We start from the raw sequence: 26,451 nt of genomic DNA, 5'->3' as shown, positions 1-26,451 counted from the left end.
AAGTGAAATAAAATTATGAGCAGTAAAGCAGAAAGCAGAAGAAAAAGTATCGGGATGACATCCGGCTCTTTATGGAAGAACATCTTCCTCTTTAGCATACCGTTGATGTGTTCTCAGATATTAGAAGTATTATTTAATTTAAGTGACGTAGCAATTGTAGGAAAATATGCAGGATATATCCCCCTTGGGTCGGTTGGCTCGACCACGCTGTTGGTGTCCTTATTTACCGGCTTCCTGATTGGAATGGGTGGCGGTGTTAATGTAAGGGTAGCGCATAAACTGGGCGTAGGCGATGCGAAGGGAACGGAAGAAACCGTGCACACGGCGGCATTGATTTGTCTGGTGGCAGGACTTATACTGTGCCTGATATGTAATATATTTGCGGAGCCATTTTTAAACATTTTACATACAAAATCAGAGTTTATGGATGGCGCAGTACTATATTTTCGGATTTATGCACTGGGGCTTCCGGCACTTGCAATTTACAATTTTGGAAATGGTGTTTTAAGTGCATCCGGCGAGACGAAGCTTCCACTTATTTATCTGAGTATTGCCGGTGTGTTAAATGTGTTATTAAATCTTTTCTTTGTTATCCAGTGTAATATGGCAGCAGGCGGAGTGGCAATTGCCAGCGTTATTGCTCAGTATGTGTCAGCTATTTTGGTGGTTTCTCATCTGTGCCGGAGAAAGGATAGCTGCAGGCTTTACTTTTCCAGACTGCGTTTTCATAAGGAAGCGGCGAAAAGTGTGCTGATGCTTGGCGTTCCGGGCGGAATGCAGAATGCAATCTTTGCAATTGCAAATCTTTTTGTGCAGACCGGAGTCAACTCCTTTGATGCGGTTATGGTGTCCGGCAATTCAGCGGCAATCAATGCAGATACGCTGATTTTTAATATTATGACAGCATTTTATACGGCATGCGCCAGTTTCATGGGACAGAATATGGGGGCAGGAAACAGGGAACGCATGATAAAAAGTTACCGCATCAGTTTATTGTATTCGTTTCTGGCAGGCGTAATTTTTGGTGGGCTGCTGGTGGTTTTCGGAAGACAGTTCCTGTCTCTTTTTGCCAGCAAACCGGAGGTAATTGAAGCCGGAATGGAGCGGATTAAGATTATGGGATTTTCCTATGCACTTTCCGCATTTATGGACTGCACTATTGCGGCATCCCGCGGAATTGGAAAGAGCATTGTGCCGACCATTATTGTTATCATGGGCTCCTGCGTATTCCGTGTAATCTGGGTATATACAATTTTTGCATATTTTGGAACCATTGCATCCTTATATCTTTTGTATGCATTTTCCTGGTCGATTACAGCAATTGCCGAGATTATTTATTTCAAAGTATGCTTCCGGAAGCTTCGGATAGCGGCATAGAACCATAGAGTCATGGAAGAAAGTAAAAAAGAAAGCGGAAGAGAGAAAGAAAAATGGAAGAAAGACGTTCGGAAAATACAACGCTTTGCTATATAGAAAAGGAAAATTGCTACCTGATGATGCACCGGGTGAAGAAAAGCCATGATGTAAATAAAGATAAATGGGTTGGTGTTGGCGGTCATTTTGAAGCCGGAGAATCTCCGGAAGAATGCCTGCTTCGGGAAGTGAAAGAAGAAACCGGGCTTACCTTGGATTCTTATCGGCTGCGGGGCGTGGTCACTTTTGATTCCGATGCGTGGCCGACGGAGTATATGTTTCTATATACGGCAGATGAATTCTACGGTACGATGACCGAGTGCAACGAAGGAACACTGGAATGGGTGCCAAAGGAAGAAGTATATAATTTGCCTATCTGGGAAGGTGATAAGATATTTTTCCGGCTGTTAGAAGAGAGGGAGAGCTTCTTTTCACTGAAATTATCCTATCAGGGAGATACTTTGACCCATGCCATATTAGATGGGACAACCCGATTGAAATAAAAGTAAATTATAAGTAGAAATAAGCAACCAGATACCATTAATTAGAAAAACTAATTAGTGGTATTACTATATATAATTGGTCTTTATAAGCAAATGACGTTATAATGTAAGTAGCATTGAGCAGTGCCAGACCTTATAAGCAGTCCGTTGGGCTGCTGGCAGTCCAAACGGGCTGATTAAAAGGTCTGATAGGGCGAAAGCCCGTAGTATGGAAATGCGAAGCATTTCCATACTTGCACTGAAAAAATAAAGAGCAAGATAAAGAATAATTTCAGGAGGAAGAACAATGGATTACAAGAACGCAGGCGTGGATATTGAGGCAGGATATAAGTCCGTAGAACTGATGAAGGAGCATGTAAAGAAGACCATGCGTCCAGAGGTTCTTGGAGGGCTGGGCGGATTTTCCGGAGCATTTTCATTAGAGAAGATTAAAGAAATGGAAGAACCGGTACTGTTATCCGGAACAGATGGCTGTGGCACGAAAGTAAAGCTCGCCATGATTATGGACAAGCATGATACCATCGGTATTGATGCAGTAGCAATGTGTGTAAATGATATTGCCTGTGCAGGTGGAGAACCATTATTCTTCTTGGATTATATTGCATGTGGTAAGAATTATCCGGAGAAAATTGCAGCCATCGTAAAAGGTGTAGCAGAAGGCTGTCTTCAGTCTGATGCAGCATTAATTGGTGGAGAGACTGCAGAGCATCCGGGTCTGATGGCAGAGGATGAATATGACCTGGCTGGATTTGCAGTAGGTGTATGTGATAAGAAAGATATGATTACCGGCGAGACCCTGGCAGACGGTGATGTTCTGATTGGTATGGCATCAACCGGAGTACATTCCAATGGATTTTCACTGGTTCGTAAAATCTTTACTATGGATAAAGAAACCCTTGATACATACCATGAAGAACTGGGAACTACTTTGGGAGAAGCATTACTTGCACCAACCAGAATTTATGTAAAAGCACTGCGTGCCATCAAAGATGCCGGCATCCGTGTAAAAGCCTGCAGCCATATCACAGGCGGTGGTTTCTATGAAAATGTTCCACGTATGCTTCCGGAAGGAAAACATGCAGTGATTGAAAAGAACAGCTATCCGATTCCGCCAATCTTTACCCTGATGGCAAAAGAGGGAAATGTAGAAGAAAAAATGATGTACAATACCTACAACATGGGACTTGGTATGGTACTCGCAGTTGCACCGGAAGATGTAGATAAAACCATGGAAGCAATCAAATCTGCCGGAGACAAGCCATATGTTGTTGGTAAGATTGAAAACGGAGAAAAGGGTGTTACATTATGCTAAAAGTTGCAGTATTAGTATCCGGTGGTGGAACCAATCTTCAGGCAATTATCGATGCCATGGATAATGGAACCATTACCAATGCAAAGATAGAAGTGGTAATCAGTAATAATCCGAATGCCTATGCCTTAGAGCGTGCAAAAAAACATAATATCAAGGCACTTTGCATTTCTCCGAAATCTTATGAGAACCGGGCGGCATTCAATGCTGATTTCTTAGAAAAATTGAATGAATATAAAGTAGATTTGGTGGTGCTGGCAGGATTTTTGGTGGTAATTCCACCGGAAATGATTGCACAGTACCGCAACCGGATAATCAATATTCATCCATCCCTGATTCCATCTTTCTGTGGAACAGGCTTCTATGGATTAAAAGTCCACGAAGGAGCACTTTCCCGTGGAGTGAAGGTAACAGGAGCTACGGTGCATTTTGTGGATGAGGGAACAGATACCGGCCCAATCATTTTACAGAAAGCAGTTGCAGTTGAAGAGGATGATACGCCGGAGATTCTGCAGCGTCGTGTGATGGAACAGGCAGAGTGGAAAATTATGCCACAGGCAATTGATCTGATTGCCAATGGAAGAGTAAAGGTAGAAGATGGCAGGGTGAGAATTCTGCCAGAGACGAAGTAGAATTACCCGCATAAATAGAAAACCAGATAGTGTGTCATAAGTTGGTACACTAGCTGTTTTTTGCAGAAAACAGGAGGATTAACATGAACGTATTAGTAGTTGGAAGCGGCGGAAGAGAGCATGCAATTGTGACAAGCGTAGCAAAGAGCAGCCGTGTAGATAAGATTTACTGTGCACCGGGCAATGCCGGAATCGGACAGCTGGCAGAATGTGTGAACATTGGAGCCATGGAATTTGACAAGCTGGTAGCTTTTGCAAAGGAAAAAGAGATTGATTTTACCATTGTAGGAATGGATGATCCATTGGTCGGTGGAATTGTAGATGTATTTGAAGCAGAAGGATTAAAAGTATTCGGACCGAGAAAGAATGCTGCAATCTTAGAGGGATCCAAAGCATTTTCCAAAGATTTGATGAAGAAATATAACATTCCGACCGCAGGATATGAGACCTTTGATGACCCGAAAAAGGCATTGGAGTATCTGGAAACTGCAAAAATGCCAATCGTATTAAAGGCAGACGGACTGGCACTTGGTAAAGGTGTTCTGATTTGTAACACCTTAGAGGAAGCGAAAGCCGGAGTAAAAGAAATCATGGAAGATAAGAAATTTGGTTCTGCCGGCAACCATATGGTAATAGAAGAGTTCATGACAGGCCGTGAAGTATCCGTGCTTTCTTTCGTAGATGGCAAGACCATTAAGATTATGTCTTCCGCACAGGACCACAAACGTGCCAAAGATGGAGACCAGGGCTTAAATACCGGTGGAATGGGTAACTTCTCTCCAAGTCCTTTCTATACCAAAGAAGTAGATGATTTCTGTAAGAAATATATCTATCAGGCAACCGTAGATGCCATGGCAGCAGAAGGAAGACCATTTGTAGGTGTTATTTTCTTCGGTCTGATGCTGACAGAGGATGGACCAAAGGTATTAGAGTACAATGCCCGTTTTGGTGACCCGGAGGCTCAGGTAGTTCTTCCGAGAATGAAAAATGACATCATTGATGTAATGGAAGCCTGCGTAGACGGTAAATTAGATACCATTGATTTACAGTTTGAAGATAATGCAGCCGTATGCGTTGTTCTTGCATCTGACGGATATCCGGTGGCATATGAAAAAGGATTTGAAATCAAAGGCCTTGAGAACTTTGATGGCAAAGAAGGTTACTACTGTTTCCATGCCGGAACCAAGTTAAATGAGGAAGGAAAAATTGTAACTAACGGAGGCCGTGTACTTGGCATCACAGCCAAGGGAGCTACCTTAAAAGAAGCAAGAGCCAATGCTTATAAGGCAACGGAGTGGGTAGACTTCGAAAACAAGTATATGCGCCATGACATTGGAAAAGCCATAGATGAAGCATAAAGTTAAAAAATGATTTAACGAATCGACAAAATAGAAAGATAAGAAAAGTATCCGTAAAAAACAGAAAAATTTACGGGTACTTTTTCTATACTTAAAAATGCAATGCAATAAAGAGACGAGAATCAATGAAGAATTCTTGAAATTAAAACAAGACATAATAAATTTTGATAAAATAAAAACCAATCATACTACGATAATTCAATTCATATTAGAACAGACCGGTTCATATTGGGATAGACCAATTCTTCCGCCCATCCCCCAGTCCGGCATATTCCCTTCTTCTAAAAAATAATAAAATCAGAAAACAAATTAACATAAATCTTAAAAGAAAGATTTTAAGATTACATAATATATAAAATAATAAAAATTGATAAGACAACTTGCAGGAGAAAAAGAAAATGCACAAGCTGCAATCATAAATTTGTAATGTTAAATTTTCTACTCTTGCGCTTGGTGGGATTATCCGATACAATATTAATTTAGAATATACTCTAAACAGTGAAAAAACTAGCGCAGGAGGTGCCGCAGCATGAGTCTGGCAGATAAAATTTTTATCGATATGTGTCAGGATATATTGGACAACGGGGTAAGTACAGAAGGAGAAAAGGTCCGCCCACATTGGGAGGATGGAACCAGTGCTTATACAATTAAGAAATTTGGTGTGGTAAACAGGTATGATTTATCCAAAGAATTTCCGGCAATTACATTACGAAAGACAGCAATCAAGAGCTGTACCGATGAGATGTTATGGATCTGGCAGTTGAAGTCCAATAATGTCAATGACTTACACAGCCATGTCTGGGATGAATGGGCAGATGAGACAGGCTCCATTGGAAAAGCATATGGCTACCAGATGGGAGTAAAGCATAAATATAAGGAAGGAATGTTTGATCAGGTAGACCGTGTGATTTATGACCTTAAGAACAATCCTTTCAGCAGAAGAATCATGACCAACATATATGTACATCAGGATTTAAGTGAGATGCATCTTTATCCATGCGCATACAGCATGACCTTTAATGTAACCCAGAAGAAGGGGGACGATAAGCTGACTTTGAATGCAATTTTAAATCAGCGTTCCCAGGATATCTTAGCTGCCAATAACTGGAATGTCTGCCAGTATGCAGTACTGATGCATATGCTGGCACAGGTGTGCGATATGCGTGTGGGAGAGTTAGTGCATGTGATTGCAGATGCACATATTTATGACCGGCATATTCCTATTATAAAGGAACTTATTCAAAGACCGACGTATGACGCACCGACATTCTGGCTGAATCCGGATGTAAAGGATTTCTATGAATTTACCAGAAATGATGTACGTCTTGATAATTATGTGACAGGACCACAGATTCAGGATATTCCAATCGCAATATAAAAGGAGCAGGTGAAAGAGATGAATTTAATCGCAGCAGTAGATGCTAATTGGGCAATTGGCTATAAGAATAAATTACTGGTAAGCATTCCGGATGATATGAAATTTTTCCGTCAGACCACAACCGGGAAAGTGGTAGTCATGGGACGTAAGACCTTGGAAAGCTTTCCAAATGGACAGCCTCTTAAGAAACGTGTCAATATTGTACTGACCAGTGATAAGAATTATAAAGTGAAGGATGCCATTGTGGTGCATGATTTAGACGAACTGCATAAAGAGTTAGAGCAGTATAACAGTGAGGATGTCTATGTTATTGGCGGTGAAAGCATTTACCGCCAGCTTTTGGATGAGTGCGATGTAGCGCATATTACGAAGATTGACTATGCATATGATGCAGATGCCTATTTCCCGAATCTGGATGAAAAGGAAGAATGGCAGATTACAGAAGACAGTGATGAACAGACCTATTTTGATCTGGAGTATTACTTCTTAAAATATGAAAGAATAAGATAAGCAGAAAGAAACGTGTAAGAAATGAATAATCTTATTTTCAGTTTAAATACCACCATGCCAATCTTTCTTGTGATGGTAATCGGTTATATCTTAAAGCAGATTGGTATGCTCAATGATAATTTTGTGACGGTGGCGAATAAGTTTAATTTTAAGGTGACCTTGCCATTTATGTTATTTCGGGATATTTCTACGGTAAATATCCGGGAAATCTTTGATTTGAAATATGTGCTTTTCTGTGCACTGGCAAGTACCGTCTGTTTCTGGGTAATCTGGGGAGCTACAAAGCTTTTTGTAAAGGATAAATCCATCCGTGGTGCATTTGTGCAAAGCTCCTTCCGGAGCAGTGCCGCAGTCATGGGACTTGCCTTTATTGAAAATATTTATGGCAGTTCTGCCATGGGACCATTGATGATTATCGGGGCAGTGCCGCTTTATAATATCTTTTCTGTTATTGTACTGACCTTTGAAGCCAATGAAGATGGAGCGGGAGAAGAGGCAGTACATGGTGGCAGAATCAAGAAAGCATTTCTTAACATATTAAAGAATCCGATTATCCTTGGAATTGCCTTTGGTATGGTGGCAGCATTATTGTCCCTTGATTTTCCCGCCATGGTAGATAAGACCATTGAGAATGTGGCAAAGATGGCAACACCACTGGCGTTGATTGCACTGGGTGCAGGCTTTGAGGGAAGAAAAGCCCTGGCAAAAATCAGACCGACCCTTGCAGCATCTGCAATCAAGCTTGTGATACAGCCGCTTTTATTACTTCCGGTGGCAGCAGCCTTGGGATTTACCGGAGAAAAAATGATTGCAATTCTGATTATGCTTGCATCACCAACTACACCAAGTTGCTATATTATGGCAAAGAACATGAAAAATGATGGTGTGCTGACAGCAAGTATTATTGTGACAACAACGCTTTTGGGAGCATTTACCTTAACTGGCTGGATTTTTATCCTTAAGACCATGGGATTGATATAGAGGAGGACGTTAGATGGATATTACAGGAAGAAAATTATTTGTAAAGGCGATGATGGAAGAAGGCGTGGATACCATATTTGGCTATCCGGGCGGAATGGTCACCGACCTTTTTGATGAATTATATAAACAGGATGATATTCACCTGGTGCTTCCCAGACATGAGCAGGGATTAATCCATGAGGCAGAAGGCTATGCGAGAGCAACCGGAAAGCCAGGCGTATGCCTGGTAACCAGCGGACCGGGTGCCACCAATATTATTACAGGACTCGCAGATGCGCATTTTGACAGCATTCCGCTTGTCTGTATTACCGGTCAGGTGCCACTTCCGTTGATTGGAAATGATGCCTTTCAGGAGGTTGATATTGTAGGAATGACCCGTTCCATAACAAAATACGGCGTAACCGTTCGGGACAGAAAAGATTTGGGAAAAATAATCCGCATGGCATTTCACATTGCAACCACCGGAAAACCGGGACCGGTTCTTGTGGATATCCCAAAGGATATCCAGTTAGAGAGTGGACCATCCGATTATCCGAAGAGTGTGCAGATTCGTGGTTACAAGCCAAATGAAGGCGTACATATCGGACAGTTGAAAAAGGCATATAAGCTTTTAAAGAGTGCCAAGAAACCATTGATTCTCGCCGGAGGCGGAATCAACATTGCCCGTGCCAATGATATTTTTGATGAATTTGTTACTAAAATGCAGGTGCCGGTTGTTACCACCATTATGGGAAAAGGAGCCATTGGCACATCCAATCCTTATTATATGGGAAACTGCGGTATGCATGGAAGATATGCAGCCAATATGGCCGTTTCTGAGTGTGATGTATTATTTTCCATTGGAACGAGATTCAATGACCGCATTACCGGCGATTTGAATGAGTTTGCACCAAAGGCAAAAATTGTTCATGTAGATGTGGATACAGCATCCATTTCCAGAAACGTTGTGGTGGATGTACCGGTAGTAGCAGATGCAAGAACCGCACTGGAAAAATTATCAGAGTGGGCAGAACCGAAGAAAACAACAGCCTGGATAGCCCGCATTGAGGAATGGAACAAAGAAAATCCTCTGGAAATGCGAAGAGATAAGGGACTTTCCCCACAGATGATTATGGAAGGAATCAATGAGCATTTCAAAGGAGCCATTATTGCAACAGATGTTGGGCAGCATCAGATGTGGGCAACCCAGTATCTTGAGATGGAACGTGGCGGAACCTTTATTACATCAGGGGGCCTTGGAACAATGGGCTTTGGATTCCCGGCAGCAGTCGGAGCAAAAATCGGCTGTCCGGAAAAAGAGGTTATCTGTATCACCGGAGATGGTGGATTCCAGATGAATATGCAGGAAATGGCAACTGCAGTATGCCAGGATGCACCGGTAATTGTCTGCATTTTAAATAATTTTTATCTTGGCATGGTTCGCCAGCAGCAGCAGCTTTTCTACGGAAAACGTTATTCTGCAACCTGCCTGCGTCAGCATAAGGAATGTCCGAGCAACTGTAAGGGACCGGGAAAAGACTGCCCGGTATATGAACCGGATTTTGTGAAATGGGCAGAAAGCTATGGCGCAAAGGGTATTCGTGTGACGAACACCGAAGAAATGAATGCAGCCTTCGAAGAGGCAAAGAAGAATAAAAAGACTTCTACCGTAATAGAATTTATGATTGCAACAGAGGACATTGTACTTCCGATGGTTAAGAGTGGAACTGCAATGAGCCAGATGATTTTGAAATAGGAGGAACGTTGGTATGAAAAACAGATGGATTGCATTATATGTAGAAAACCAGGTTGGTGTACTGGCGAAGGTTTCCGGACTTTTTTCCGGCAAATCCTATAACCTCCAGAGTCTTACCGTAGGAACCACGGAAGATGAGAGTGTGTCCCGTATGACAATCTGTGTAACCAGTGATGATATTACATTTGAACAGATTAAGAAGCAGTTAAACAGTATGGTAGAGGTCATTAAGGTAATTGATTTAACCAATGTACCAATCCATATGAAAGAGATTCTTTTTGCAAAAGTGCTGCATTGCAGCGTGGAAGATAAAGCGGAGGTATTTCAGATTGCAACAACCTTTAAAGTAGATGTGGCAGATATTGGGGAAGACAGCGTATTGTTAGAGTGCAAGCTGACAGAACGCCGCAACAATGAACTGATAGCTCTTTTAAAACGCCGCTTCAGGACCATCGAAGTAGTGCGTGGCGGGGCAGTAGCCATTGAATCAATCAGCACATCCTGCCGGTAATATTAAATACCAGGAATATGGGAAGTCCGTAATGCGGAATTCCCATATTTTTTATAATCTTTTTTTCAACAGTGCAATAAACTTCTCAAACTGCAATGGTGTTCCCTGAATTTCCTGTACCTTCAGGCGGTTCTTTTCGTTGAAGCCTACAAGAATATCATGATTTGCTTCTGCTAAGTAGTCGATGATACCGTCGATATCGGATTTTAAGTTCTTCGGACACTGGATGTATAAGTGCTTTTTCGCAGAGATACACAGCGTATAGGAGATACTGAAATGGTACCAGAAGAACTTGTGCAGGGTGGAATGTTTATAAAGCCAGATGATTTCCTGAATCGGAACAAAGGCAATTCCATCCGTAGAGATTTCAATAAAGAAATGCTCGGTAATAAACATATCTTCCGTAGCCAGCTGTGGCAGTGTCGCCAGTTCTTCTTCTGCCTGCATAAGAAGAGTCTTCGGAGAACCGAACCGGGCAAGCTGCTGGCAGGGCGGTGACAGCCATGGAAAATGAATGTATACAAAATAACATATGATACTGAAAATGGCATAAAGTCCACTGCATGCAAAAAGCAGAATCAGAAAGATACTGAAGCCGTAACGGAAACCGGGCTCACTGATATAATAGGAGGAGCTTTCTCCGTAAATACCGCTGTCTGTCCAGTTCAAATCTGCTGCAATTTTAGAAAGCAGGGTATGGTAGGATTTGGTTGCGGTCTGGATTTTGGCATGGACGGTTACTTTGTTAATATTTGGAAGTCCCTCTTCGCTGGTCTTCGGAGAGAGCAGTACGATATTACAGCACCCATCCTGAATTGTATAGTAGTAATATCCATGGGTCTGCCCTAAGACTTCCTGTGTGTATCCGGTAAATTTTAAATCCGTCAGCGTAATACTGACATACCGGTCATTCTCTTTATATAATTTATCAAGAGAAGTTTTTTCGTTGATAACCTTCGGACTTAAGATGGTGCCGATGGGAAAGATAATCCAAAGAACAATCAACAGTATCATATATAGAATCGGCGAAAAAAGCTTATGCCGGTAAAGACTTTTGATGTGGCTGGATATATAGTGGTCTAATTGGTTTGTCATAATTCCTCCCAGTAGTGTTATGATTTTAAGTATAAAGTTTTAGGGAAAAATAATCAAGCCTTAGGGAGCGACTACTTGCTTTTATCAGGGAAAATTGTTAGTATTACAGAAGAATAGGACAGAAAGAGTGGTTGTGTGGAAGCATATACAGAATTTGCAACAGTTTATGATACATTTATGGACAATGTCCCTTACGAAGCATGGAAAAAATATCTGGTGGACATATTAAAAGCAGAGGGAATAAACGATGGCCTGCTTTTGGAACTTGGCTGTGGAACCGGAAGGATGACGAGACTTTTAGCGGCAGAAGGTTATGATATGATTGGGGTGGACAATTCCGAGGAAATGCTCTCGGTAGCCAGAGAATATACCATGGAAAATACAGAGATACTGTATCTTCTTCAGGATATGAGGGAGTTTGAATTGTATGGAACCATCCGGGCAGTAGTAAGTGTCTGCGATTCCATGAATTATATCCTGTCAGAAGAGGATTTGAGACAGGTATTTTCCCTGGTCAATAATTATCTCGACCCGGGCGGAATCTTTATTTTCGATATGAATACCAGATATAAATATGAGGAACTCTTAGGAGACAACAGCTTCTGCGAGACCAGAGAGGACAGCAGCTTTATCTGGGAAAATTTTTATGACCCGGAGGAACAGATTAACCAGTATGATTTAACACTTTTTATCAAAGAAGAGGATGATTTGTTCCGGAGATATGAAGAAACACATTTTCAGCGGGCGTATGAGATAGAAACCGTACGAAAATTAATCGAAGAAGCCGGTATGAAATGGGAAGGTGTCTTTGACGTAGAGACGGGAAAAGAACCGACAGCCTGCAGTGAACGGATTTATATCATCGCAAGAGAACAGGGAAAATAAGAAGAAAGAGGAAGAGAAAATGTCAGATTATATGGTGAGAGCAACAGCTGCAGATGGACAGATTCGTGCATTTGCGATTACATCAAAAGAGATGACGGAGGAAGCAAGAGTCCGTCATAACAGCAGCCCGATTGTAACAGCAGCATTAGGACGTGTCATGAGCGCAGCAGCAATGATGGGCAGCATGATGAAGGGAGAAAAAGACCTTCTGACCCTGCAGATTCAGGGCGATGGTCCGATGCATGGCCTTACGGTAACTGCCAATGCTAACGGGGGTGTAAAAGGCTATCCCGGCGTGGCAGACGTGATATTGCCACCCAATGCAGCCGGTAAATTAAATGTAGGCGGAGCCATTGGAAATGGTGTTTTAAGTGTTATAAAGGACATGGGATTAAAAGATCCGTATGTGGGACAGACAGAGCTTCAGACCGGTGAAATCGCAGAAGATTTAACTTATTATTTTGCGGTATCTGAGCAGGTACCATCTTCCGTAGGTTTGGGAGTCCTCATGAATAAAGACAATACGGTGCGTCAGGCAGGCGGATTTATCATTCAGCTGATGCCGTTTACAGAGGATGCAGTCATTGATGCCTTAGAGCAGAAAATCGCACAGATAGCATCCGTAACAGAAATGTTGGAAAAGGGCATGACACCGGAAATGATTTTAGAGGAAATCTTAGGAGAGATGAAGCTTGAAATCAATGATACGATGCCGGTTACCTTCCACTGTGACTGTTCCAAAGAGCGTGTGGCAAAAGCACTGGCAAGCTTAAGCAAGAAAGATTTGGATGATTTAATCAAGGATGAAGAACCGATTGAAGTAAAATGTCATTTCTGTAATGAGAATTATGTATTCAGTCCGGATGATTTAAGGGAGATAAGAAAATGAGAGATGGATTTATCAAAGTAGCAGCAGTAACACCAAAAGTAGTAGTCGCAGATCCGGTAGAAAATACCATTCGAATAAAAGCGGCAGTAATGGAAGCAGCAGCAAACGGAGCCAAAGTCATTGTGTGCCCGGAGCTTTGCATTACCGGATATACCTGTGGCGATTTATTTTTACAGGAGACTTTATTAAGAAGCGCAAGGGAGCGGCTGGTATGGCTGGCAAAGGAACTCGGTGCTTTGGATGCCGTTGTATTTGTTGGTCTGCCCCTGATGCATGAAGGCAAGCTTTATAATGTGGCAGCAGCTTTAAACAAAGGCGAGATTATCGGCATCGTGCCAAAGACCCATATTCCAAATTACAATGAATTCTATGAAGCAAGATATTTTACTCCGGGAAAAGAAGAAGCAGAGGGTGTAGATATTGCACCGGCTTATCATGTACCGATGGGAAGCCACATTTTGTTCCAGTGTGATGATGTATTGCCGGAGCTGGTAATCGGTGTGGAAATCTGCGAGGATGTCTGGACACCGAACCCGCCGAGTATTTCCCATGCTCTGGCAGGAGCAACTTTAATCGTAAATCTTTCAGCCAGTGATGAGACAACCGGAAAGGATATTTACCGGAGAGAGCTTGTTGCAGGACAGTCTGCCCGCCTGCTCTGTGGCTATGTCTATGTCAGTGCCGGAGATGGAGAATCCACACAGGATGTGGTATATTCCGGTCATAATATCATTGCAGAAAACGGAGCGGTTTTAGCAGAATCCGAACGTTTTACCAATGAGACGGTATATTCTGAAATTGATATGGAACGCCTGGTATCCGAGAGACGGAGGATGAGCACTTTTGCTGCAGGCAGCAGAAGAGAGGATTATCTTAGATTTTCTTTCTTTATTGATAAGTCGGATACGAAGCTGAGCCGCTTTGTGGACCCGGCACCATTTGTACCGGGTAATAAAGATAAGCGTGATAAACGTTGTGAAGAGATTTTAGCTATTCAGTCCATGGGACTTAAGAAACGGTTAGAGCATACCGGATGCAAATGCGCAGTGGTGGGCATTTCCGGTGGACTGGATTCCACACTGGCACTTTTGGTTACGGTACAGGCATTTGACCGGCTGAATCTTCCGAGAGAACAGATATATGCGGTTACCATGCCGGGCTTTGGAACCACAGACCGTACCTATGAGAATGCATTAAGTCTCATTCGCTGTCTTGGCGCAAAGCTGATAGAAGTAGATATCAAAGAAGCAGTACGCATTCATTTCCGGGATATTGGTCAGGATGAAAGCGTACATGATGTCACTTATGAAAATGGACAGGCAAGGGAACGTACCCAGATTCTGATGGACATTGCCAATAAGAATAATGGTATGGTAATCGGAACCGGAGATATGTCAGAGCTGGCATTGGGCTGGGCTACCTATAACGGTGACCATATGTCCATGTATGGAGTGAATGCATCCGTACCGAAGACGCTGGTGCGCCATCTGGTACACTACTATGCAGACACCTGTGGAAATAAGGAACTTTCAACTGTACTTTATGATGTCTTAGATACACCGGTCAGCCCTGAACTGCTTCCGCCGGAAAATGGAAAAATCGCCCAGAAGACAGAGGATATTGTAGGACCGTATGAACTGCATGATTTCTATTTATATTATGTGATGCGATTTGGCTTTCCTCCGGCAAAAATATATCGCCTGGCACAGGTGGCATTTGAGGGGCAGTACGACAATGCAGTGATTTTGAAATGGTTAAAGACCTTCTACCGCCGTTTCTTCTCACAGCAGTTTAAACGTTCCTGTCTGCCGGATGGACCAAAGGTCGGTACGGTAGCAGTATCACCAAGAGGTGATTTAAGAATGCCAAGTGATGCATCAGTGCGTATCTGGATGGATGAAATCGAACATTTGAAATAAAAAAACTGCTGCTCAAAATGGAGCAGCAGTTCTTTTATAAAAACTATATGTGCTTAAGCTGTTTTTCTAAAGATTCTTTTGCCTTGCTGCGGCCGAAAGCAAAGTTCCTGCCGTAGACGAAAGAGTACATGACAGCAGCCATTACAAATGCAGTAACCACATCAAATACAGAATGCTGTTTTAAGAACATGGTTGCAAGAATAATGCTGACCATAAGAATGAAAGAAGCCAGCTTTAACTTCGGACGATCCTTAAATTCTTTACTGTTACAGATTGCAATGTGAACACCGAGCGAATTATAAACATGAATACTTGGAAACAGGTTTGTCGGTGTATCGGTTGCATAAAGCCAGGTTACCATATGGGTGAAGACATTGTCATGCTCAAAGGAATGGGGGCGGAGATAATGTCCGTTTGGATAGAGGCTGGATACTACCAGAAATACAGTCATTCCCACAAACAGGAATGTACAGAGCCGGTAATAATCTTCTTTATTTTTGAAGAAAAAGTAAAGAACCGCATATGCGACATATCCAAACCATAACATATATGGTACGATGAAAAATTCTATAAATGGGATTTTATCATCCAGTGCAGTATGTATTACGTTGAAATTTGAAGTCACATGTTTTTCCAGATAGGTAAACCATGGAAAATATATGAATACATACAGCAGAACCCATGCGTGCTTATATTTTTGAAAAAATGCTTTGAGATTTTGCTTAAAGTTATCTTTTTTCAACATCGGATTCCCCTTTTTTAATGTAAGAATACTACTTCTATTGTGGAATTCTAGCACAGCATTTTTTAAAAAACAATGCTATAAAATCGAATTTAATAATTTTTATGGAATTCTTAAGATTTTAATGGAAAAGGAACATTTTCATTGTGCAAGAATACAAGAAAATGTATTTCATTTTTTAAATAAATATTACAAATGCGGGATTTCATTGACAAAGAAAAACGGTCAACTATAATGGAAACTAGCAAAATAGAAAGGTTAAGGGATATGAAGAAGAATGAAGAGAAACAGCAGGAAACTGCAAAGAAAAAAATGAGCAGAAAAAAACTTCTTTGTGTAATCGGAATTCCTGTAGGAATATTAGTTGTGATTTATCTGGTACTGGCACTGTTTTTTCAGAGCCATTTTGCATTTCGTACCACGATAAATAATGTGGGGGTATCCGCTTCCTCAACCAGTGGTGTGGAAAAGAAGATTACGAAGCAGGCCTCCAGGTATGAGATGAAGCTGGTGGAGCGTGAGGATAAGACAGAGAACATCAATGGAACAGACATTGACATGGAGCCGGTATTTGATAAGCAGATAAAAGAGCTTTTAAAGAAGCAGAATGGATTTGCATGGCCGTACTATCTTATTTCTCCACGGAAATACGAAGTGGAAACCATGATAACTTTTGATGAAGAAAAATTGAAGAATGTTCTGGATGATTTGTCCTGTATGGATGAAAGCAAATGGACGGATTCCGAAAATGCACAGATTAAGGATTATACAAAGGATGGCTATGAAGTGCAGCCGGAGGTATATGGAACAAAAATCGATAAGGATGCATTTACGGAGAAAATCAAAGAAGCCTTGGATAAAATGCAGCCGGAATTTGACCTTTCCGGGGAAGGCTGTTATGAAGACCCTAAGGTAAAAGAAGAGGATGATGTATTTCAGGATGCATTGGATACCTTGAATAAATATACCCAGATGAAGATTACCTATCAGGCAGAAGGCAGGGATGATGTGGTTTTGGATGGAGAAACCATCAGTACATGGCTTTCTGTGGATGATGATTTCAATGTGTCTGTAGATGATGAGGCATTGAGCTCTTATGTAAAAGCTATGGCAAAAAATTATAATACCGCTTATGGAAACCGGACACTGGATACTTCCTATGGACAGACAGTGACAATTTATGGTGGAAATTACGGATGGTGGGTAGATAATGCAGCCGAAAAGGAAATGATACTGGAGGATTTGAAAGCCGGTAAGGATGTAAAAAGAGAGCCGGTTTATTCCCAGACGGCTAACAGCCATGGTGAGAATGACTATGGTAATACATATGTGGAAATCAATCTGACCGCACAGCATTTGTTTTTCTATAAGAACGGATCGCTGGTGGTAGAATCTGATTTTGTCTCCGGTAACCTTGCAAAGAATCATGGAACGCCGTCCGGCTCTTTTGGTGTTACTTATAAGGCAAAGGATGCGGTGCTTCGCGGCGAAGATTATGAGTCTCCGGTATCTTTCTGGATACCTTTTAACGGTGGTGTTGGAATGCATGATGCCAGCTGGAGAAGTACTTTTGGTGGAACAATTTATAAAAGAAGCGGTTCACATGGATGTATCAATCTTCCATACAGTGCAGCAAAAACAATTTATGAAAATATAGAAGCTGGTTATCCGGTGCTTGTTTATGAACTGCCGGGAACCGAGAGCCAGAAGGGCAAGGATATGGATGCAGCATCTGCAGTAGATGAGGCAATCACCTCCATTGGAACAGTAACCCTGGACTCCGCAGGAACCATTGCATCTGTCCGTTCCCAGTATGATGCTTTATCTGACAGCGCCAAAGCATATGTAAAGAATCTGAATGTGCTGACAGCAGCCGAGTCAGCTCTGTCACAGTTGCAGTATGAACAGGCACTGCAGGAATTGCAGAATCAGGAAAGTATCGATGCACAGAATGTAACGAATACAATCATGGCATTGCCAGATACGATAACTGCCACAGATGCAGCAGCAGTAGCCAATGCAAGAAATGCCTATAATGCCTTAAGCGAGGGCGCAAAAGCGAAGGTACCACAGAGTGCACTGGACAAGCTGGCAGCCGCTGAAGCAGCATTGTAGGGAATTGGAATAAAGAATAAGAATAAAGAATAAAGAATAAGAACGCCAGCTTCTGTTCAGACAATTTTAGTATGATGAATGTCTGTAGGAACCACTGAAAATAAATTGAAATTAGAAATAACACCAGACTCTGCCTGGATGATTGCAGATACATGAGGGAGGGCTGTTAGGGACTTATGAAATTCGTTCGGAAACAGGCAACGCCGGTACAGGGATGTACCGGCGAGGCGCAGATGAACATGGATGTGAATTTGCGCCGGTTGTCAGAATCATATATGTTTTTATCGAATTTCCAATGTCCCTTACAGCCCTCCCTCGTATCTTATTCATTCAGTCAGAGACTGGTGCTTTTATATTTTCACAGTTATTTATAAATCCTTATCTTGCATATGGAAAAATGTTGCCAAATAGCAATTGAGATGTTGCAGACTAGAACAGCAATATTGCAAAGAAACAGGGCACATAGTATAATATTATCAGGAAGTAAAAAAATATAAATTATGTTGCTGACGAGCACAAAGACAGCTGAATAATATCCTGTGAAAATGTGCCGGATAACAGGAACGGATGAAAATAAATCGAAAGGAGAATGTATTGATGAAGGAGCAGGTTTTGACAAGGTTTAAGGAATTATTTGGGGATGAAGGAGACATCCGTGTGTATTTTGCACCGGGACGTGTGAATCTGATTGGAGAGCATACGGATTACAACGGAGGTCATGTATTTCCATGTGCACTGACCATTGGAACTTATGGCGTGGCAAGAAAACGTGCCGATAAGAAACTGAGATTTTATTCCATGAATTTTGAACAGCTTGGTGTGCTGGAATCTTCCATTGAAGGCTTGAAACCGGAGAAAGAAGCAGACTGGACGAATTATCCGAAGGGTGTTATCTGGGCGTTTGGAGAAAAGGGCATGCAGGTAGATACCGGACTGGATTTGTTATTATTTGGAAATATCCCGAATGGTTCCGGACTTTCTTCTTCTGCATCTGTTGAGGTACTGACCGGATATATCTTAAAGGACTTATTCGGATTTGGTGTAACGAATCAGGATCTGGCTTTAATCGGACAGTTTTCAGAGAATAAATTCAATGGTGTGAACTGTGGCATCATGGATCAGTTTGCCATTGCCATGGGAAAAGCAGAGCATGCAATTTTCTTAGACACGGCTACTTTAAAATATGAATATGCGCCGGTTCGTTTAAAAGATGCTAAAATTGTAATTTCCTGCAGCAATAAGAAGCGTGGTCTGGGTGATTCGAAATATAATGAACGTCGTGCAGAGTGTGAGGAAGCACTGGCAGAATTACAGAAGGTGGTGGACATCAAAAGTCTTGGTGAATTGTCCGAGGAACAGTTTGAAGAATATAAGGGAGCCATCGGAAGTGAGGTCCGCATGCGTCGGGCAAAACATGCGGTATATGAGAACCAGAGAACCCTAAAAGCAGTGGAAGCTTTGAAAGAAAATGATGTGGAAACCTTTGGAAAGCTGATGAATGCATCCCATGTATCCTTAAGGGATGATTATGAAGTAACCGGAATTGAACTGGATACCTTAGTGGAAGAAGCCTGGAAGGTGGATGGAGTCATTGGATCCCGTATGACAGGTGCAGGCTTTGGCGGATGCACCGTCAGTATTGTAAAGGATGAAGCAGTAGAACATTTTATTGAAGCAGTAGGCAGTGCCTATGAAAAGAAAATTGGATACAGCGCAGATTTCTATGTAGTAGAAATTGGAGACGGTCCATCCAGACTGGCATAAGAAACAGGAGGTAAGTTATGATTTGTGAAGATATCTTAAAATTAACAGAATATGGCATGGTAACCGGACTGGTTCCGAAGGAAGATGAAAGATTTACCATCAACCGCCTGCTGGAATTGTTTGAATTAGAAGAATTAGATGAGGACGCTGTGACAGCTTATCAGTCACGGACACCGATGAGCAGAGAAGAAGCAGAAGAGAGTCTGGAAGAATTATTAAACCGTCTGCTGGATTATGCTTATGAAAAAGGCATTTTAAAGGAAAACAGTGTAGTATACCGAGATTTATTTGATACGAAAATCATGGGAATGCTGATGCCAAGACCAGGTGAAGTAATTCATAAATTTCAGAGCCTTTATGAGAAGGATGCAAAGGCGGCAACAGATTATTATTATACTCTCAGCCAGGACAGCAATTATATCCGCAGATACCGTATCAGACGTGATATGAAATGGACCGCAGAGACGGAGTTTGGTGAACTGGATATTACAATTAACTTATCCAAGCCGGAAAAGGACCCGAAAGCCATTGCAGCTGCAAAGCTGGCAAAACAGAGCGGCTATCCGAAATGCCTTTTGTGTAAGGAAAATGAAGGTTATGCAGGAAGAGTCAACCATCCGGCAAGACAGAATCACCGTATTATTCCGGTAACCATCAATCATAGTGACTGGTTCTTACAGTATTCTCCTTATGTGTACTATAATGAGCACTGCATCGTGTTTAATGGAAAGCATACACCGATGAAAATCGAGAAGGCAACCTTTGGAAAACTGCTGGATTTTGTAAAACAGTTTCCGCATTATTTCGTTGGCTCCAATGCAGACCTGCCGATTGTAGGAGGTTCGATTTTAAGCCATGATCATTTTCAGGGTGGACATTATGAATTTGCCATGGCAAAGGCACCGCTGGAAAAAGAGATTACCTTTGCGGGCTTTGAAGATGTGAAAGCCGGAATTGTAAAATGGCCGATGTCAGTTATCCGCCTGTCCGCACCGGATACAGAACGGCTGATTGAGCTGGCAGATAAAATACTTCTGACCTGGCGTGGCTATACGGATGAGGCAGCATTTATTTTTGCAGAAACAGACGGGGAGCCACATAATACCATTACGCCAATTGCAAGAAAACGAGGCAATAATTACGAACTGGATTTAGTGCTTCGTAATAATATTACAACAAAGGAGCATCCGCTGGGCGTATATCATCCGCATGCGAAGCTTCATCATATTAAGAAGGAAAATATCGGCTTAATCGAGGTAATGGGTCTGGCAGTGCTGCCGGCACGTCTGAAGGACGAGATGGCACAGCTTAAGACGGCAATTCTTTCCAGGGCTGATTTACGGAGCAATGAAGTTTTAAGTAAGCATGCAGACTGGGTAGAGGAATTTTTGCCGAAATATGAGAGCATTACGGAAGAAAATATCGACGGGATTATCCGAAAGGAAATCGGACTGGTATTCCGTGAAGTTCTTCTGGATGCCGGTGTATACAAATGCACCGAAGAAGGAAGAGAAGCATTTTTACGCTTTATTGACATGGTAAATAAATAGAAAAAGGTGTTTATCCGGGAGAGAGATTCTGGTTAACATAAGAAAAGAGCATCATTGGCATAAGGTGTCATCCAATGGGAAGGATGAGAAGCACCGCCTTTGATGCTCTTTGTTGTATGTTATGACTCTTGCAAGAAGGAAAGAAATGCATTAATATAAGAGCAATATGATAAATTATGCAAAAGAATAAGGACAGAATGGAGATTTTATGAAACAGCAGATAAAGAGTTCTTTGATATTATTATTGACCGCAACCATCTGGGGCGTTGCTTTTGTAGCCCAGAGCGTGGGCATGGAATATATTGGTCCCTTTACCTTTAACGCAATCCGATGCGTTCTGGGGGGACTGGTGCTAATCCCGGTTATTCTGGTTTTAAAGAAAAAGAAAGAGACAGGAGCAGAAAATCAGGAAAAAGAGGATAAAAAGACTTTGTGGACAGGCGGAATTGCCTGTGGTGTAATTCTTTGCATTGCATCCAATCTGCAGCAGTTTGGCATTATGGAAGCAAGCGTTGGTAAATCTGGCTTTTTTACGGCGTTGTATATTGTGATGATTCCGGTTATCGGCATCTTTATTGGAAAGCGTCCGGGAATCAAGCTGTGGTTTTGTGTAGCACTGGCAGTTGTGGGAATGTATCTGCTTTGTATGAAGGACGGCAGTTTTACCATTGAGCGGGCAGACATCATGCTTCTTTTATGTGCACTGGCATTTTCCGTTCATATACTGGTGGTTGATTATTTTTCACCGAAGGTAGACGGCGTAAAAATGTCCTGTATACAGTTTTTTGTATGCGGAGTACTTTCAGCAGTAGGAATGCTGTTTACAGAGACACCGGATATTTCCAATATTCAGGCGGCATGGATGCCTTTGTTGTATGCGGGACTTCTTTCCTGTGGCGTGGGTTATACACTGCAGATTGTGGGACAAAAAGGGATTAATCCGATAATAGCATCCCTTATTATGAGCCTGGAGTCGGTGATATCTGCACTGGCAGGATGGGTGATTTTAGGACAGGTTTTATCACTGAAAGAAATTATAGGCTGCGTGCTGATGTTTGTGGCAATTGTTATCACGCAGATTCCCATCGGAAACAAGAAAACAGATTGATTTTACGGATAGTCTCAGCTATACTGTAACAGAATAGAAAGAGAAAGAAGGCATAAGATATGTTGTCAAAAAAGATAAAACAGGCAATGGCAGGAAGCTCTGCAATTCGTGCCATGTTTATGGAAGGAAAAGAAATGGCTGCCAGATATGGGGCAGAAAATGTGTATGATTTCAGCCTTGGCAATCCGGCTACACCGGCACCGGAAAAAATTAAGACAGCAATTTATGATATTTTGGATAAAGAAGACCCGCTTGTGGTGCATGGATATATGGCAAATGCAGGCTATGAGGAAGTAAGGGAGGCAATTGCAGAGAACTTAAATGAACGCTTCGGAACCAATTTCCATGGGAAGAACCTGATTATGACAGTTGGTGCAGCAGGCGGTCTGAATATTATTTTTAAGACGATTTTAGATCCGGGCAATGAAGTTATGGTATTTGCTCCGTATTTTGGTGAATATAAAAGCTATGCCGCAAACTTCGATGCAAAGATTGTGGAAGTCATGCCAGATGAAGCAGATTTTATGCCGGATTTAGCAGACTTTGAACGAAAAATTACAAAAGATACAAGAGCGGTTATCATCAACAATCCGAACAACCCGACCGGAGTGGTATATTCAGATGCTACCTTAAAAGAGATTGCCAGAATTTTAACTGCGAAGGAAGAGGAATTTGGAACCGATATTTATCTTATTTCCGATGAACCATACCGTGAACTGGTTTACGACGGCGTACAGGAGAATTTCCTGACGAAATATTATAAAGATACGCTGGTAGGATATTCCTTCAGTAAATCTTTATCACTTCCGGGCGAGCGGATCGGTTATGTGGTAGTGCCGGATGAAGCGGCAGATTCCGCAGAATTAATCGAGGGAATTACCGTATCAAACCGTACTCTTGGCTTTGTAAATGCACCATCCCTCATTCAGAAAGCAGTGGCAGAGTGCTTAAAGGAAAAGACCAATCTTGAATTTTATGACCGCAACCGTATTGCTTTATATGAAGGACTGACGAAGCTTGGATTCACCTGCATCAAACCACAGGGAGCATTTTATCTGTGGCTGAAATCTCCGGTTGCAAAGGAAGAAGAATTTGTAGAAGCTGCGAAGAAATACCATTTGATTCTGGTAAAAGGAAGTGCCTTCGGCTATGGCGGTTATGTACGCCTTGCATACTGCACTTCTTATGAGACAGTAGTAAATTCCATGCAGGCATTTGCAAAGCTGGCAACAGAGTATGGACTGAAGGCAGCAGAATAAAAAATCGGAAAACGAAAGAATGATAAAATCAAGCAGCAGATAGAAGGAGTAAGACATGAAAGCATGGGAAAATAATATACGCAAAGTTATCCCGTATGTTCCGGGAGAACAGCCGAAGAAAGAGAAAATGATAAAACTGAATACCAATGAGAACCCGTATCCACCGGCACCGGGAGTAAAGGATGTTTTAACCTCTTTTGATACCGAACGGCTGCGTCTTTATCCGGATCCAAAGATTGAGAAACTGACGGACGCAATTGCAGAACAATATGGTTTAAATTCCAATCAGGTATTTGTGGGCGTTGGCTCAGATGATGTACTTGCCATGTGCTTTATGACATTTTTTAATTCCAATCGTCCGATTCTGTTTCCGGATATTACTTATTCTTTCTATGATGTCTGGGCAGAGGAATTCCGTATTCCATATAAGCAGATTCCACTGGATAGGGATTTTACGATTCGCCCGGAGGATTATGCTGGGGAAAACGGAGGAATTGTATTTCCAAATCCAAACGCACCGACAGGAAAACTGCTTCCGTTAGAAGATGTGGAACGCATCATTGCACAGAATCCGGATGTCATTGTTATTGTGGATGAAGCATATATTGATTTTGGTGGAACATCTGCATTGCCGCTTATTGATAAATATGACAATGTGCTGGTAGTCCAGACCTTTAGTAAATCCCGTTCCATGGCAGGCATGCGGATTGGATATGCGATGGCACAGCCTGAATTAATCAAATATTTGAACGATGTTAAATATTCATTTAATTCTTATACCTTAAATTCCCTTACGATTGAAATGGGAACGGCTGCTATTTTGGATGAAGCTTATTTTAAAGAGACAACACAGAAGATTATTGCAACGAGAGAGCGTACCAAGGAAGAACTTCGGGCACTGGGATACCGGATGGATGATTCAAAGAGCAACTTCCTCTTTGTAACCCATGATACGATTTCCATGGAGAGGCTGTTTGAAGATTTGAAGAAGAAAGACATTTATGTCCGTCATTTCTCCAAACCGGAGCGGATTGCAAATTACCTGCGTATTACCATTGGTTCAGATGAAGAAATGGATATGCTGATTACGTTTTTGAAAAACTATAAACAGTCATAATTCATTAGGAAAGGAGTATTATGTTATTACATTATCTGATTGTATTTTTTGTTTCCATGGTACCACTGGTTGAACTGAGAGGAGCGATTCCATTTTCACAGGGCTTTGGACTTCCATTGATACCATCTTATATTATTTCCATCATTGGAAATATGCTGCCGGTACCATTTATTTATTTTTTTGCAAGAAAAGTACTGATTTGGGGTGCAGATAAGCCTGTTATTGGAAAATTCTTCGCCTGGTGTCTGGAAAAAGGTGAAAAGGGTGGTAAGAAGCTGCAGGCAAAGGCAGGAAGAGGATTATTCTTGGCATTACTGCTCTTTGTTGGAATCCCGGTGCCGGGAACCGGAGCCTGGACAGGAACTCTGGCAGCCAGCATCTTAGATATGGATTTTAAATCATCTGTTATCGCAGTGATGCTTGGCGTATTGCTGGCTGGTGTAATTATGATGTTAATCAGTGTTGGTGCATTTTCTATGATTCGCTAACAGGGTGGAATGTAAAAGGATATCTAAGTGATAAAAGCACAGCGTGTATAGTAATGTTATTTACTATATATTCTGTGCTTTTTAAATAATGATTTAATTTCTGATATTTTAAACTACGGTGTGGATGCTTTTTCTGCAAAATCTGTATTTACAAGATCTTCATAAGGAGCGGCACCGGAGAGAACACCGGACTCTTCTAAAATAGTAAGCATTAAGTCATAGCCTTCTTCCCGGAGTATTAAATCTGTGTTCCAGGTTTCCTGGTCGTAGTAGCGGCTTACAATAAGTGTAAGGGTTTTAAGATCTGTTTCACTAAACTGTGGTGCAATGACAGTTGCGATTTCTTCCGGACTGTGACCTGCTACATAATCCATGCCTTTCTGTAAAGCATTGGTGAAATGCTGGATAAGGTCGGCATTTTCCTTAAGATAGCTTTCTTTGGCACAAAAAGCAGTATATGGAAGATAGCCGGAATCCACGCCAATGGACGCTACCACATAGCCGTCACCGGACTGCTCCAAAGCAGTAGCGGATGGTTCAAATTCAATGGTATAATCCCCCTGCCCGCCGGAAAAAGCCGCTGCTGTAGAACCAAAGTCAATACTCTGGTCGATTTTGACTTCGGAAGGAGAAACACCATTTTCCCGGAGTACATATTCATATACCATTTCCGGTGTGCCACCGGCTCTTCCGCCCAGCACATCTTTTCCAATCATATCTTCATAGGAAAAGGAATCGGTGTTTTCCCTTGCAACCACAAAGTTACCGGCACGCTGGGTAAGCTGTGCAAAATTGATGACATGGTCTTTTGCACCTTCCGTGTAGGCATAAATGCTTGCCTCCGTTCCCATGAATCCTACATCTGCATCCCCGGAAACAACGGTAGCCATGGTTTTATCCGCTCCAAAGCCGGTGGTCAATGAGAGCTCGATTCCCTCATCTTCAAAGTAGCCTTTTTCGATGGCCACATACATCGGTGCGTAAAAGATGGAATGTGCCACTTCATTTAATTTTACGGTTGTTAATGCTTTAGAATCATCTGATTTGCAGGCACAAAGCGGGAAGGACATAAGAAGAATTAAGAAAAGAGAAATACCTTTTTTATAAAATCGTTTCATAGAGCATCCTTAAAAGACATTTGTATTATAGTATGAAAGACAGATGAAAATGTGCTATGATGGATAGGATAG

The 26,451-nt window shown here is 41.9% G+C and carries 23 protein-coding genes; 20 read left to right on the top strand and 3 right to left on the bottom strand.

The genetic code is table 11. The features are described from left to right. The first annotated feature begins 15 nt into the window (after positions 1-15). The 10 genes from DWW33_RS07845 (at position 16) to ilvN (ending at position 10,330) form a co-directional block, all read left to right on the top strand. Positions 16-1,377, top strand: coding sequence for an MATE family efflux transporter (locus tag DWW33_RS07845; protein WP_117698012.1), 1,362 nt, complete (start codon positions 16-18; stop codon positions 1,375-1,377). Between the two features lie 53 nt (positions 1,378-1,430). Then, positions 1,431-1,916: an NUDIX hydrolase gene (locus tag DWW33_RS07840; RefSeq protein ID WP_117698013.1), complete on the top strand. Its 486-nt coding sequence runs from the start codon at positions 1,431-1,433 to the stop codon at positions 1,914-1,916. A gap of 286 nt (positions 1,917-2,202) precedes the next feature. After that, positions 2,203-3,228: a phosphoribosylformylglycinamidine cyclo-ligase gene (gene purM / locus DWW33_RS07835; RefSeq protein WP_022243386.1), complete on the top strand. Its 1,026-nt coding sequence runs from the start codon at positions 2,203-2,205 to the stop codon at positions 3,226-3,228. Then, positions 3,222-3,857, top strand: a complete 636-nt coding sequence (gene purN, locus DWW33_RS07830) for a phosphoribosylglycinamide formyltransferase (protein ID WP_117841759.1) — start codon at positions 3,222-3,224, stop codon at positions 3,855-3,857. The genes purM and purN overlap by 7 nt, the downstream gene beginning before the upstream one ends. Before the next feature lie 83 nt (positions 3,858-3,940). Continuing rightward, the gene (purD, locus tag DWW33_RS07825) at positions 3,941-5,215 is read left to right on the top strand and encodes a phosphoribosylamine--glycine ligase (protein WP_117841760.1); all 1,275 of its coding nucleotides are present in this window, start codon (positions 3,941-3,943) and stop codon (positions 5,213-5,215) included. A gap of 529 nt (positions 5,216-5,744) precedes the next feature. After that, complete coding sequence (thyA, locus tag DWW33_RS07820) at positions 5,745-6,593, top strand: thymidylate synthase (protein WP_117698015.1); 849 nt, start codon at positions 5,745-5,747, stop codon at positions 6,591-6,593. Positions 6,594-6,611: 18 nt separating this feature from the next. After that, complete coding sequence (locus tag DWW33_RS07815) at positions 6,612-7,103, top strand: dihydrofolate reductase (protein ID WP_118639218.1); 492 nt, start codon at positions 6,612-6,614, stop codon at positions 7,101-7,103. A gap of 21 nt (positions 7,104-7,124) precedes the next feature. After that, positions 7,125-8,084 (top strand): AEC family transporter, encoded by a 960-nt coding sequence (locus DWW33_RS07810; RefSeq protein ID WP_118639217.1) that lies wholly within the window; start codon positions 7,125-7,127, stop codon positions 8,082-8,084. A 13-nt stretch (positions 8,085-8,097) separates the two neighbouring features. Continuing rightward, a complete protein-coding gene (gene ilvB, locus DWW33_RS07805; RefSeq protein WP_118639216.1) occupies positions 8,098-9,819 on the top strand; it encodes a biosynthetic-type acetolactate synthase large subunit in 1,722 nt (573 codons plus the stop codon). A gap of 13 nt (positions 9,820-9,832) precedes the next feature. Further along, complete coding sequence (ilvN, locus tag DWW33_RS07800; protein ID WP_117698016.1) at positions 9,833-10,330, top strand: acetolactate synthase small subunit; 498 nt, start codon at positions 9,833-9,835, stop codon at positions 10,328-10,330. Between the two features lie 51 nt (positions 10,331-10,381). Here ilvN and DWW33_RS07795 read toward each other — a convergent pair whose 3' ends face one another. Further along, positions 10,382-11,425, bottom strand: coding sequence for a DUF6709 family protein (locus DWW33_RS07795; RefSeq protein WP_118639215.1), 1,044 nt, complete (start codon positions 11,423-11,425; stop codon positions 10,382-10,384). Between the two features lie 135 nt (positions 11,426-11,560). Here DWW33_RS07795 and DWW33_RS07790 point away from each other — a divergent pair, with 135 nt between their 5' ends. From DWW33_RS07790 to DWW33_RS07780, 3 genes are read left to right on the top strand one after another with little or no spacing between them, the layout of a single operon-like run. Beyond that, positions 11,561-12,310, top strand: a complete 750-nt coding sequence (locus tag DWW33_RS07790) for a class I SAM-dependent DNA methyltransferase (protein WP_118639214.1) — start codon at positions 11,561-11,563, stop codon at positions 12,308-12,310. Positions 12,311-12,329: 19 nt separating this feature from the next. Continuing rightward, positions 12,330-13,199: an Hsp33 family molecular chaperone HslO gene (gene hslO, locus DWW33_RS07785; RefSeq protein WP_118639213.1), complete on the top strand. Its 870-nt coding sequence runs from the start codon at positions 12,330-12,332 to the stop codon at positions 13,197-13,199. Then, positions 13,196-15,118, top strand: a complete 1,923-nt coding sequence (locus tag DWW33_RS07780; protein WP_118639212.1) for an NAD(+) synthase — start codon at positions 13,196-13,198, stop codon at positions 15,116-15,118. Before hslO ends, DWW33_RS07780 begins: the two co-directional genes overlap by 4 nt. A 43-nt stretch (positions 15,119-15,161) precedes the next feature. Here DWW33_RS07780 and DWW33_RS07775 read toward each other — a convergent pair whose 3' ends face one another. Then, positions 15,162-15,863 carry a phosphatase PAP2 family protein gene (locus DWW33_RS07775; protein WP_118639211.1) on the bottom strand — a complete coding sequence of 234 codons (702 nt, stop codon included), beginning with the start codon at positions 15,861-15,863 and terminating at the stop codon, positions 15,162-15,164. Between the two features lie 264 nt (positions 15,864-16,127). On the opposite strand from DWW33_RS07775, the gene DWW33_RS07770 reads away from it, so the two are divergent. From DWW33_RS07770 to DWW33_RS07740, 7 genes are all read left to right on the top strand, one after another. Next, positions 16,128-17,975: a peptidoglycan binding domain-containing protein gene (locus DWW33_RS07770; RefSeq protein ID WP_243088588.1), complete on the top strand. Its 1,848-nt coding sequence runs from the start codon at positions 16,128-16,130 to the stop codon at positions 17,973-17,975. 597 nt (positions 17,976-18,572) lie between these two features. Then, complete coding sequence (locus DWW33_RS07765) at positions 18,573-19,739, top strand: galactokinase (protein ID WP_199534364.1); 1,167 nt, start codon at positions 18,573-18,575, stop codon at positions 19,737-19,739. A gap of 17 nt (positions 19,740-19,756) precedes the next feature. Further along, the gene (galT, locus tag DWW33_RS07760; protein WP_118639210.1) at positions 19,757-21,289 is read left to right on the top strand and encodes a UDP-glucose--hexose-1-phosphate uridylyltransferase; all 1,533 of its coding nucleotides are present in this window, start codon (positions 19,757-19,759) and stop codon (positions 21,287-21,289) included. Between the two features lie 208 nt (positions 21,290-21,497). After that, the gene (locus DWW33_RS07755) at positions 21,498-22,397 is read left to right on the top strand and encodes a DMT family transporter (protein WP_118639209.1); all 900 of its coding nucleotides are present in this window, start codon (positions 21,498-21,500) and stop codon (positions 22,395-22,397) included. A 59-nt stretch (positions 22,398-22,456) separates the two neighbouring features. Continuing rightward, entirely contained in the window at positions 22,457-23,656 is a 1,200-nt protein-coding gene (locus DWW33_RS07750) for a pyridoxal phosphate-dependent aminotransferase (protein WP_118639208.1), read from the top strand. Positions 23,657-23,711: 55 nt separating this feature from the next. Beyond that, positions 23,712-24,773, top strand: a complete 1,062-nt coding sequence (hisC, locus tag DWW33_RS07745) for a histidinol-phosphate transaminase (RefSeq protein WP_118639207.1) — start codon at positions 23,712-23,714, stop codon at positions 24,771-24,773. 20 nt (positions 24,774-24,793) lie between these two features. Continuing rightward, complete coding sequence (locus tag DWW33_RS07740; protein WP_118639206.1) at positions 24,794-25,261, top strand: COG2426 family protein; 468 nt, start codon at positions 24,794-24,796, stop codon at positions 25,259-25,261. Between the two features lie 113 nt (positions 25,262-25,374). On the opposite strand, the gene DWW33_RS07735 is transcribed toward DWW33_RS07740, so the two are convergent. After that, a complete protein-coding gene (locus DWW33_RS07735) occupies positions 25,375-26,379 on the bottom strand; it encodes an ABC transporter substrate-binding protein (protein WP_118639205.1) in 1,005 nt (334 codons plus the stop codon). Positions 26,380-26,451: the final 72 nt, after the last annotated feature.

This window comes from Roseburia sp. AF15-21, from assembly GCF_003479505.1.
In the GTDB taxonomy this organism is placed as follows: domain Bacteria; phylum Bacillota; class Clostridia; order Lachnospirales; family Lachnospiraceae; genus Roseburia_C; species Roseburia_C amylophila.
Note: the sequence above shows the minus strand (reverse complement) of the source record. Positions and strands in the feature narration are given on the sequence as shown.

Coding starts and splice junctions, on each gene's coding strand:
- thyA (WP_117698015.1), top strand. CDS start 5,745: ATGAGTCTGGCAGATAAAATTTTTATCGATATGTGTCAGGATATATTG.
- DWW33_RS07770 (WP_243088588.1), top strand. CDS start 16,128: ATGAAGAAGAATGAAGAGAAACAGCAGGAAACTGCAAAGAAAAAAATG.
- hslO (WP_118639213.1), top strand. CDS start 12,330: ATGTCAGATTATATGGTGAGAGCAACAGCTGCAGATGGACAGATTCGT.
- DWW33_RS07755 (WP_118639209.1), top strand. CDS start 21,498: ATGAAACAGCAGATAAAGAGTTCTTTGATATTATTATTGACCGCAACC.
- DWW33_RS07735 (WP_118639205.1), bottom strand. CDS start 26,379: ATGAAACGATTTTATAAAAAAGGTATTTCTCTTTTCTTAATTCTTCTT.
- hisC (WP_118639207.1), top strand. CDS start 23,712: ATGAAAGCATGGGAAAATAATATACGCAAAGTTATCCCGTATGTTCCG.
- DWW33_RS07845 (WP_117698012.1), top strand. CDS start 16: ATGAGCAGTAAAGCAGAAAGCAGAAGAAAAAGTATCGGGATGACATCC.
- DWW33_RS07815 (WP_118639218.1), top strand. CDS start 6,612: ATGAATTTAATCGCAGCAGTAGATGCTAATTGGGCAATTGGCTATAAG.
- purN (WP_117841759.1), top strand. CDS start 3,222: ATGCTAAAAGTTGCAGTATTAGTATCCGGTGGTGGAACCAATCTTCAG.
- DWW33_RS07740 (WP_118639206.1), top strand. CDS start 24,794: ATGTTATTACATTATCTGATTGTATTTTTTGTTTCCATGGTACCACTG.
- purM (WP_022243386.1), top strand. CDS start 2,203: ATGGATTACAAGAACGCAGGCGTGGATATTGAGGCAGGATATAAGTCC.
- ilvB (WP_118639216.1), top strand. CDS start 8,098: ATGGATATTACAGGAAGAAAATTATTTGTAAAGGCGATGATGGAAGAA.
- DWW33_RS07810 (WP_118639217.1), top strand. CDS start 7,125: ATGAATAATCTTATTTTCAGTTTAAATACCACCATGCCAATCTTTCTT.
- DWW33_RS07780 (WP_118639212.1), top strand. CDS start 13,196: ATGAGAGATGGATTTATCAAAGTAGCAGCAGTAACACCAAAAGTAGTA.
- purD (WP_117841760.1), top strand. CDS start 3,941: ATGAACGTATTAGTAGTTGGAAGCGGCGGAAGAGAGCATGCAATTGTG.
- DWW33_RS07775 (WP_118639211.1), bottom strand. CDS start 15,863: ATGTTGAAAAAAGATAACTTTAAGCAAAATCTCAAAGCATTTTTTCAA.
- DWW33_RS07750 (WP_118639208.1), top strand. CDS start 22,457: ATGTTGTCAAAAAAGATAAAACAGGCAATGGCAGGAAGCTCTGCAATT.
- DWW33_RS07795 (WP_118639215.1), bottom strand. CDS start 11,425: ATGACAAACCAATTAGACCACTATATATCCAGCCACATCAAAAGTCTT.
- galT (WP_118639210.1), top strand. CDS start 19,757: ATGATTTGTGAAGATATCTTAAAATTAACAGAATATGGCATGGTAACC.
- ilvN (WP_117698016.1), top strand. CDS start 9,833: ATGAAAAACAGATGGATTGCATTATATGTAGAAAACCAGGTTGGTGTA.
- DWW33_RS07840 (WP_117698013.1), top strand. CDS start 1,431: ATGGAAGAAAGACGTTCGGAAAATACAACGCTTTGCTATATAGAAAAG.
- DWW33_RS07765 (WP_199534364.1), top strand. CDS start 18,573: ATGAAGGAGCAGGTTTTGACAAGGTTTAAGGAATTATTTGGGGATGAA.